The organism is uncultured Thiodictyon sp. (assembly GCA_903837595.1).
GTDB lineage: Bacteria > Pseudomonadota > Gammaproteobacteria > Chromatiales > Chromatiaceae > Thiodictyon.
In genome coordinates, this window is the sequence record CAILVI010000532.1 from 1 (window position 1) to 8,176 (window position 8,176).

Here is an 8,176-nt window from a genome sequence, read left to right on the forward strand (position 1 = left end):
CCGCGTAGGAGCGGCCCCCAGGCCGCGACGGGTAGCCGCAAGCGTGATGCCCGGAGTAATGAACCCATCCCGGCGACGCCACCCCCGAGTCTGTGGCATAGTTCGCAGCGATCAAAACCCCGCACGGACCCGAGGGCAAACCGTCAGATGCGCAACCAGGTCTTCATCAGCTACCGCCAGGAAAGCCGCGAGCACGCCCGCGAGGTGCGCCGGCGGGGCGAGCTGTTGCGCCAGGCGGGGCTTGCGGTCGGGCTGGATCAGTTCCTGCTGGAAAACATGGCGGGCGATTGACCATGAATACAATCAGCCCCGAATTACTCGACGAAGCCGTGCGCCGCATCGTGCAAGCGGTCCACCCGGAACAGATCCTATTATTCGGCTCCCAGGCCTGGGGGCAGCCGAACGCGGATAGCGATATCGATCTTCTGGTCATTCTCAGCACCTCCGACCAGCCCGGCTATCGCCGCGCGCAGGAGGTCTATCGCAGTCTCTACGGACTCACGCTACCAATTGAAATCGTGGTACGAACGCGCGACGAGGTCACACGGGCCGCCCGGGTTGCGACCTCGCTGGAGCGGGAGGCGCTGGATCGCGGGCGGCTCTTGCATGGATAAGCAGTTGGCCAGACTGTCGTGGATTTCGTTCTGAGTCGGTTTGCCGAGCGACCTGACGGGAGAGGCATAAGGCTGAGGCCCGCTGTTAACGACGCGAAATCCAAACCCTCCCTCGTGACACCACTCGGCGGTGTCACGCATGTGTCAGGCACTCTGCGCCGCGAGCACCGGCATCCGCGGGAACTGCTGCGCCAAGTTGGAACGCCTTGCCGCGCGAGGCATTCGCCCCGTTTGGAACGCTTGTTGGCCGTCGCAGCGCGGGGCGCCCCAGTTCCAACCGCACCCACCCGCCACGAACGCGCTACCCTGTGACATAATTTGCAGGCGACGGACGCACCACTACCGGAGTCCGGCTAAACCGTCCCCGAAGTCCCGCTCATCAACAAGGTCACGATAGAATATGGAAATAGTGATTGGATTTGACTGCACGATGACATCAAGGGCCTTCGCGTTAACGCTGGGATGCGTTGTAACGACGGCCCCGGCTCAGGTGCTTTCGCCACCCATCAGGGATGCCGACGCACGCCCGACCATTATGGTCGCCGCGGCGCCTGCAACGACAGAGACAGGCACGGGGTTTCCGGCCGCGGCATTGCTGCGATTAACTCAATTTCTGGCCCGGCCGAATGCCATAGAAATACGAAAAATAGTTTTGGAGTTTTTCGACAGCGGCATGATAGGACCAAGCAAGATCAGGGCATTAAAGACTTATTTCACAAAACATTCAGAGCAGTTAGAAGATTTAAGACTGGAACTGAAAACATTCCAGGAATTATCAAGACCAAATAAATACCAAAAGGATGCAGCACATCTCCTAGTCTTATTCTTACAGAATGTGCAGCTTGATGCGAAGATTGTGGAGGCGGAAGAAGGAGCAGCAAAGGCGAAAGAAAGAGCAGATAAGTCGCAAGCAAGAGCAGCGGCCCTTTCACGCTTTTCTGACTTATTAGCTCCCAACAAATACGTAGGGTCTATAAGCGCAGCGCACCCACCAGCGCCGCCGCACCGCGGATGGTGGATGCGGCGTGACCAACCGCCGCGCCAGGCCCGCGGCACCGTGCCGCGCGCCTTATCCACCCTACGGCCTCGCCGGGGGACCGGATCAGCGTCCGACTGCCGGCGCTCCTGGCGCAGAGCGCCTGACACATGGGTGACACCGCCGCAGCGGTGTGACCAGTTCTTAAGCGGCACCACCAGCAGGCAAGACTATGCAACCTATCCGCCGAATCGTCGAGGACGCCCCTGACTCGGTTCCTATTCCGGAAGAATTGCGGCACCGGCGCATCGAGTTGATTATCTGGCCCCTTGACGATGAACCCCAAGAGCGCGCGCGAGGCCGCCCGCGGTTCAACATCGCACGGGTCGATCACATCGACATACCATCGCGGGAAGAACGCAATACCCGGCGGTAGTTTCGTCGATACCAATATCTGGGTATATGCGCATCTGCAAGCACCCGAAGATCCGAGACATCCGCGCGCCCTGGAGCTTGTGTACGGACTCACGGACGGAGTGATCAGTGCGCAGGTCGCGGCTGAATACTACAACGTGATGCGGCGCGCCGGCCGGGAGGATTCCTGGATTCAGGAGAACCTCGCTGCCATGCTGGATTATGTTCGCTGTCAGGCGATGGACAGCGCGCTGATCCGGCGTAGTTGGGCGATCCGCAACCGGTTTGGTTTATCACACTGGGACGCCGAAATCGTCGCCGCCGCACTGGCTGCCGGTTGCGATACCCTATACACTGAAGACCTCCAGCATGGCCAGCACATTGCTGGACTGATCATAATCGATCCATTTAAGCCATTACCGGAACGAACTGTGTCGCATTGAGAGTCCGAGCTGGGTGGGTGAACGTAGTGCGTCCATCGGTACTCTCGTGGCGCAAAGCGCTTAACACATGGGTGACACCGCTGGAGCGGTGTCACCAGCGCGAAAATGGGACCACCAGTACCAGCGCGGTATGACCGACCGCCCACCCAGGAGCCCGACCATGACCGAATTCTCCATCCACCCCCAACTCCTGGCCGACTGCCACCGTCTGGGCCGCCTGTCCGCCACCCACCTGCTGCTGCACAAGAACGCCGCGGTGCCCTGGTTCATCCTGGTCCCGGAAACCACGCTCGGGAACCTGCTGGACCTGCCGACCGGGGAGCGCGATGCAGTGCTGGCGGACTGCAAGCGGGTCTCGGACTATCTGACCGGCAGCCGGGGGTGCCCGAAGGTCAATGTGGCCTGGATCGGCAATGTGGTGCCGCAGTTGCATGTGCATGTGATTGGGCGCGATCCGGCGGACGCGTGCTGGCCAAAGCCGGTATGGGGACATCTGGAGACCGTCCGCGACTATGGGCCGGGGGAGGTGGCGGCGATCGGTGCGGCGGTGCTCGGAGCGCGGGGTTGAGCGGATGTTGGGCCTTTGTCACCATGCCGACCACCGGTGCCGGCGGCAACCCGTCGCGGCCTGGGGGCCGCTCCTACGGAAGAGGCACAACCCAGCGGCCGGTCTTGCTATACTCGCCACGCCCGAGCACAAGACCTCGGGTGCGTTCGCGCCACCGGAATCGAGCCCACCGCCAGGACTGGAGCCGCCCAATGCCCGATCGACAGCTATCCTTGGATTGCACATCACCGTCTGGACCGAGCCGCGCGCCGCCCAACCGGCTGGCTTGGCTCGCCCCGCTATTGCTCTGCCTGGCCCTGCCGGCGGCGGTCGGCGCGGACCAATACGACTATCAAGACCGCGGCGACCGCAGCGAGGGCATCCGCCCCCGCCCGGTGAGCGGCGACGACATCGCCTTGATCTCGGCACGCGCCGCACCGGTGGGCGGGCTGACCGATGCACCGCCCGAGCGCATGCGCCTGAGCTTCATTCTGCCGCCGGACGCCTCGCCCGAGCGCGTGCGGATCGCGGTGCGGGAACTCGATTACCGGCACTATTACTGGATGGACAAGGTCCATGGATCGACGCCCTGGCGCAGCGGCGCGGCCAACGCCTTCCATTGGCCGACCCAGGATGTCCTGCGCTGGCTCTTCGGCCGCGGTCTGCAACCTGCCGACCTCGGTGCGTTGGTGAGACTGGCGGGGAACGACACGCCCTCCCCGCTGGAGCGTGTCGCCCCTGCCGTGCTCGCCGGGGACGATACCCCGGTGGCGGTGACCGACTATTTGTTTACGTTCAAGACCAATCTGCCGGCGCGCCTGACCTGTACCCTGTCCGCCTATGAGGTGGCGGGGACACTCTGGTCCAAGACCTTTGAGCGGGTCGGCGCGGGCCGCCCCTTTACCTGTCGGATCCCGGTGGCGGGCCTCACCGCAGGCAAGTACCTGCTGCGGGTCGATGGCTGGTCCCTGGCCACCAATGAACCGGTGTTGCAGGAGGTCCGGTTCGCCCACGATCCGGCGCTGCAATGAGCCGCACCAGGCAACGCCCACCGACGCCACGCCCGCCCGGCGCGCACCCGCCCATCCTGCGGCGGGTCCTCGTGCTCCTGGCGCCGACCGTGGTGGTGCTCGGACTCGCACTGGCGGCGATGTTGGTCCATCGACCGACCCGGGTGGAGTTGGTCCTGACCGTCGACCGGTTTACGGCCACGCTCGCGCCCGATCCGTCCGGTCAGGGCTCGACCGCGCTGATCAATCACGGCCAGGTCCGGTCGGTGCGGATCGACCGGCCCTCCCGGGTGAGCCTGGCATCCACCTCGCTGGAGGTCCTGGACGGCGAGGCCTGGCGGGCACTCACCTTGACGGGCAGGCCGGTGCTGGAGCCAGTTCCCGACGCCCAAGGGCTCGCGCCGGCCGTCACCCTGCACACGGCGGACGGTGCGCCCCCCGGGGTGATCAAGGCGGTGCGCGCCCCGGCCGGCACCCTGATGGCCATGGACCTGGCCACGGGGACCAAGGCCGACCAGGTCTGGCTGACACTGGACCTGACCCCAAACGCGGCGACCAACCAGGCGGCGGACCCGGCGCGGGTCCATCTGACGTTTCCGGGACCCGTTCAGCTCGACGCCGACTACCTGCGCCTGACCGAAGACCTCGCCGGTGCATCGCCCGCTGACCTGCGCGTGGCGGGCTATCCGGACTCACTGTCGCTGCGCGCCCGCTCCAACCGGATCGTCACGGTCAAGGGCTCGGCGCAGGGACTGGTGATCCAGCTCGAGCCCGCCGGGTCCGCGGACGCCCTGCTGCGCGACCTGCAGATCCCGATCGCCACGGTGGACTTCACCCGTCAGGGACCGGGCGGCGAGCACGAAGGCAGCCTCGTCGCCCCCGGCACCCTGAGCTACCCGGACGCTCCGAACAAGGCCCCGGTGGCGGTGTCCGCCACCGACTTCGTGAGCCTGGGACCGATCGAGAAGGCGCGGATCAAACGCGTGAGTGTGGCCAGCGACGGTGGCCGCACGGGCCTCAAGCTAACCCTGGACGCGGTGGTGGCCCTCGGTGCCCGGATCGGCACCCCGGAACAGCCCCAGGACGCCCGACTGACCTGGTTCGACTGGATCTGGGACAGCCCCGCACTGCGCATCCTCTTCAGCATTGCCGGCTGGCTCTTCCCCACCTCACTGGCGGGTTACAAACTATGGCAAACGTTGCGTACCCCGGCCGAGGATTCCTGATCGCCGCCATTCTGGGCCTGGGTCTGGGCCTGGGTTGGCCAGGCAGCCCCTGGGCCGCGGACGCCGCGGCGGCGGTAGTGCGCATCGAGGCCGCACCGGGCGGGCAGGCGCGCTCCGGCAGCGGCTTCGTGGTACGGATCGAGGGCGAGTCCGCCTATGTGGCCACCGCGGCCCATGTGGTGGAGGGCGAGCCCGCACCCAGGCTCTATTTCCGTGACTATCCGCAACGGGCGCACGCGGCGCGGGTCGTCCGACTGGAGGGCGCCAACCCCGAGGGTCTGGCCGTGCTGCTGCTCGAGTCCGGGCTCCCCGCCGGGATCCAGGCCTTGGCGATGGCGCCGGGCGGGGGGGACGATCTGGAGGCCGGCGACTCCGTGACCGCCCTGGGGGTTCCGGCCGGCCTGCGGACCTGGGCCGCCATCCAAGGCACCGTGGTCGCGTGGAAGGACCGGGCCATCCTGTTCTCGGGCGGGGTGGACGAGGGCAACTCCGGCGGCCCCTTGCTGAAGGGGGCGGGCGTGGTGGGCTTGGTCATGGCCAACGAAGGCAACTTTGGGCTGGCGGTACCGGCCACGGCGCTCAAGCGCTTTCTCAAGTCCAACGGGATCGCCTGGGGCACCGAGCCGCAGGCCAGCCCGCCCACCATCCAACCCCAACCCGCAGCGCCACCCAAGGTCGGCGAGACCTTCCGCGACTGCCCCGATTGCCCCGAGATGGTCGTCATCCCGGCCGGAGGCTTCCAGATGGGCTCCCCGGACACCGAGCCGGGGCGTTCCGACGACGAGGGACCGGTCCATACCGTCACCTTTGAGCGCCCCTTCGCCATCGGCAAGTACGAGGTCACCTTCGACCAGTGGAATGCCTGCGTGAAGGCCGGCGGCTGCACCCATGACCCTAATGAGGCGGGCAACCTGCCGGTGGGCGACGTGAACTGGAACGACGCCCAGGACTATATGACCTGGCTCAGCAAGCAGACCGGCCAGACCTATCGGCTGCCGAGCGAAGCGGAATGGGAATATGCCGCACGGGCCAAGACCACGACCCCCTGGTTCTGGGGCGACGACCCGGCCAACGCCTGTCGATATGCCAATGTCTTTGACCAGACCGGCAAGCGGGAGGCTCGGTATCCCTATGCGCCGCTGCCCTGCGACGACCATCACGCCAAGCTGGCACCGATCGGCAGCTTCGAGGCCAATGCCTTCGATCTCAAGGATATGCTCGGCAATGTCCAGGAGTGGACCCAGGATTGCTGGCACGACTCCTACCAGGGAGCTCCGAGCGATGGGTCGGCCTGGACCCGTGGCAGTTGCGCGGTGCGCGTTGGACGCGGCGGGGCTTGGCTCGACACCGCCAATACCCTGCGGGCGGCGTTCCGCTTCCGCAACAGCCCCCTGTACCGGTCTTACAGCATCGGTTTTCGGCCCGCCAGAACCCTATAGCCGTATGCACCCGCCATGAATAAGCGAACCGCCGGAATCATGATCAAGACCGTTTCCCCGAAACCTGGCTAGTGGTACGCTCGGTCAGAATCTTTATCGCTTGGCCCTAAGAAAATGATTTAGGCTGCATAACGTAATGAACTTCGCACCGATCTCGTTGACGATCTTTTTGGGCTTGGTTGGCTGTCCGCCGAGTGTTTCATCGGAGCCGGCGGTTATCGATGTCAGGACCGATAATCAAGTTGATCGCGATTTGATCGACAAAGCTATAGGATATTTTCGCGGTGTATGCGGAGGGCTGCAGAGCGCTGGTGTAGACCTGCAGCAGGGCGTAGCAACGCTAACCGATCCGTATTGGCAAAAACGGAATTTTGGATGGAAAAAAATGGTTGAAGTGGAGGTCGTTATCGCGAATGAGCCCCGCGTTCTTCGATCAACGCATGAGTCGGGTAATATTGGTGGGCATCACTGCAGGTACGCGATTGGCTCTGGAAGGAATCCAGCAATTACAACAGCAAAAGATGCTTGTCAGCTAGTCTGCGGTTGGTCTGGCGATTTTTTTTCGATACCTGAACTTGCTGGTTTATTTGGCGAGGAGCCATTCAAGCGGGACTATGATTTTGAGGCGTTCAAGGGAGCCGCGTTCCGCGGCGAATATCAGGCTCAGCGCAATTTGGCCTATGTGATGGAGTATGAATTAGGTGATATCGAAGCGCATGATTTAGTTCAGGCGTGCGCCTGGCGTAAGGTTATTCTTACTTCCGGGCATCGCAGTACAGATATGGCGGATCTATCTCAGGAAGAAACAACGTGTGGGCGCCTTAGTGCTGCTGAACAGTCTAGGGCGATGACCCGCGCCCGGCAGTTGCTCAGCCAAATAAAAGGCGATGGCCGTGAGAAGAAATCCAACAATAGTCTTCGTTAAGCGCGTATTGCGCCCGATGTTTAAGGCCAGCGTCAGTGTTGCCGCGGCCGCCATGCGGTGTGAGTTCTGGGTACGGACTGAGTTCGGAGTTCTGGGGACAGTATACTTAACTCAACAAGTATCCCCGTTTGAGAGCTAGAGAAAGAGTCTAATATACCATCCGTAATTGGCTATTGCGCCCGCATCTCCACTTGTTGGAACGGCTCCCCGGTTCGGTGGCGGCTGATTTTAATGGTTACCTTCAAGTCCAGCTTGTTCAGGAAGCTGATAAGCCGCTCTTGGCTGAAACGGTGAAACTTGGCGCACATCAGCGCGGATACTTCCGGCTGTTTTAGGCCCAGAATCTGGGATGCTTCCGCTTGCGTATACTCGCTTTCTTTCAACGCCATGACAACCTGACTGCCAAGCGCGGCCCGCGTATAGAGTTCTTCGGCATCGGCAAGGCCAAGGTCGGCGAAAACGTTTCCGCTGCTAGTCTCGAATTCAACTCTGGGCGTAGTCATTTTTCGCTAGCTCCTGTGCTTCTCTGTTCTCGTTCCCACGCTCCAGCGTGGGAATGCCGTGCGGGCGCTCCGCGTCCGG

10 protein-coding genes are annotated in these 8,176 nt (G+C 63.3%); 9 read left to right on the forward strand and 1 reads right to left on the reverse strand.

Annotated features, from left to right (window positions below; genetic code table 11):
• Positions 1-147 precede the first annotated feature (147 nt).
• The 9 genes from QZY44_RS32210 to QZY44_RS32250 all read left to right on the forward strand — a co-directional run bounded on the left by QZY44_RS32210 (position 148) and on the right by QZY44_RS32250 (position 7,594).
• On the forward strand, positions 148-291 hold the full coding sequence (locus QZY44_RS32210; RefSeq protein WP_295457270.1) for a hypothetical protein: 144 nt from the start codon (positions 148-150) through the stop codon (positions 289-291).
• A 2-nt stretch (positions 292-293) separates the two neighbouring features.
• Positions 294-614, forward strand: a complete 321-nt coding sequence (locus QZY44_RS32215; protein WP_295457273.1) for a nucleotidyltransferase domain-containing protein — start codon at positions 294-296, stop codon at positions 612-614.
• A 400-nt stretch (positions 615-1,014) separates the two neighbouring features.
• A complete protein-coding gene (locus QZY44_RS32220; RefSeq protein WP_295457276.1) occupies positions 1,015-1,860 on the forward strand; it encodes a hypothetical protein in 846 nt (281 codons plus the stop codon).
• Between the two features lie 65 nt (positions 1,861-1,925).
• Positions 1,926-2,447 (forward strand): PIN domain-containing protein, encoded by a 522-nt coding sequence (locus QZY44_RS32225; RefSeq protein WP_295457279.1) that lies wholly within the window; start codon positions 1,926-1,928, stop codon positions 2,445-2,447.
• 160 nt (positions 2,448-2,607) lie between these two features.
• A complete protein-coding gene (locus QZY44_RS32230; protein WP_295457282.1) occupies positions 2,608-3,015 on the forward strand; it encodes an HIT domain-containing protein in 408 nt (135 codons plus the stop codon).
• Between the two features lie 191 nt (positions 3,016-3,206).
• Entirely contained in the window at positions 3,207-4,025 is an 819-nt protein-coding gene (locus tag QZY44_RS32235) for a hypothetical protein (protein ID WP_295457285.1), read from the forward strand.
• Positions 4,022-5,230: a hypothetical protein gene (locus QZY44_RS32240; protein ID WP_295457287.1), complete on the forward strand. Its 1,209-nt coding sequence runs from the start codon at positions 4,022-4,024 to the stop codon at positions 5,228-5,230. The genes QZY44_RS32235 and QZY44_RS32240 overlap by 4 nt, the downstream gene beginning before the upstream one ends.
• Complete coding sequence (locus QZY44_RS32245) at positions 5,194-6,669, forward strand: SUMF1/EgtB/PvdO family nonheme iron enzyme (RefSeq protein ID WP_295457289.1); 1,476 nt, start codon at positions 5,194-5,196, stop codon at positions 6,667-6,669. The genes QZY44_RS32240 and QZY44_RS32245 overlap by 37 nt, the downstream gene beginning before the upstream one ends.
• A 136-nt stretch (positions 6,670-6,805) precedes the next feature.
• Positions 6,806-7,594, forward strand: a complete 789-nt coding sequence (locus QZY44_RS32250) for a hypothetical protein (protein ID WP_295457294.1) — start codon at positions 6,806-6,808, stop codon at positions 7,592-7,594.
• Between the two features lie 170 nt (positions 7,595-7,764).
• Here the strand turns inward: QZY44_RS32250 and QZY44_RS32255 are convergent, their stop codons facing one another.
• On the reverse strand, positions 7,765-8,097 hold the full coding sequence (locus tag QZY44_RS32255; protein ID WP_295457297.1) for a helix-turn-helix transcriptional regulator: 333 nt from the start codon (positions 8,095-8,097) through the stop codon (positions 7,765-7,767).
• Positions 8,098-8,176: the final 79 nt, after the last annotated feature.

What these genes read in the sequence shown, in the direction of transcription:
- QZY44_RS32210 (WP_295457270.1), top strand. Translation starts at nt 148, where the DNA reads ATGCGCAACCAGGTCTTCATCAGCTACCGCCAGGAAAGCCGCGAGCAC.
- QZY44_RS32215 (WP_295457273.1), top strand. Translation starts at nt 294, where the DNA reads ATGAATACAATCAGCCCCGAATTACTCGACGAAGCCGTGCGCCGCATC.
- QZY44_RS32220 (WP_295457276.1), top strand. Translation starts at nt 1,015, where the DNA reads ATGGAAATAGTGATTGGATTTGACTGCACGATGACATCAAGGGCCTTC.
- QZY44_RS32225 (WP_295457279.1), top strand. Translation starts at nt 1,926, where the DNA reads ATGAACCCCAAGAGCGCGCGCGAGGCCGCCCGCGGTTCAACATCGCAC.
- QZY44_RS32230 (WP_295457282.1), top strand. Translation starts at nt 2,608, where the DNA reads ATGACCGAATTCTCCATCCACCCCCAACTCCTGGCCGACTGCCACCGT.
- QZY44_RS32235 (WP_295457285.1), top strand. Translation starts at nt 3,207, where the DNA reads ATGCCCGATCGACAGCTATCCTTGGATTGCACATCACCGTCTGGACCG.
- QZY44_RS32240 (WP_295457287.1), top strand. Translation starts at nt 4,022, where the DNA reads ATGAGCCGCACCAGGCAACGCCCACCGACGCCACGCCCGCCCGGCGCG.
- QZY44_RS32245 (WP_295457289.1), top strand. Translation starts at nt 5,194, where the DNA reads ATGGCAAACGTTGCGTACCCCGGCCGAGGATTCCTGATCGCCGCCATT.
- QZY44_RS32250 (WP_295457294.1), top strand. Translation starts at nt 6,806, where the DNA reads ATGAACTTCGCACCGATCTCGTTGACGATCTTTTTGGGCTTGGTTGGC.
- QZY44_RS32255 (WP_295457297.1), bottom strand. Translation starts at nt 8,097, where the DNA reads ATGACTACGCCCAGAGTTGAATTCGAGACTAGCAGCGGAAACGTTTTC.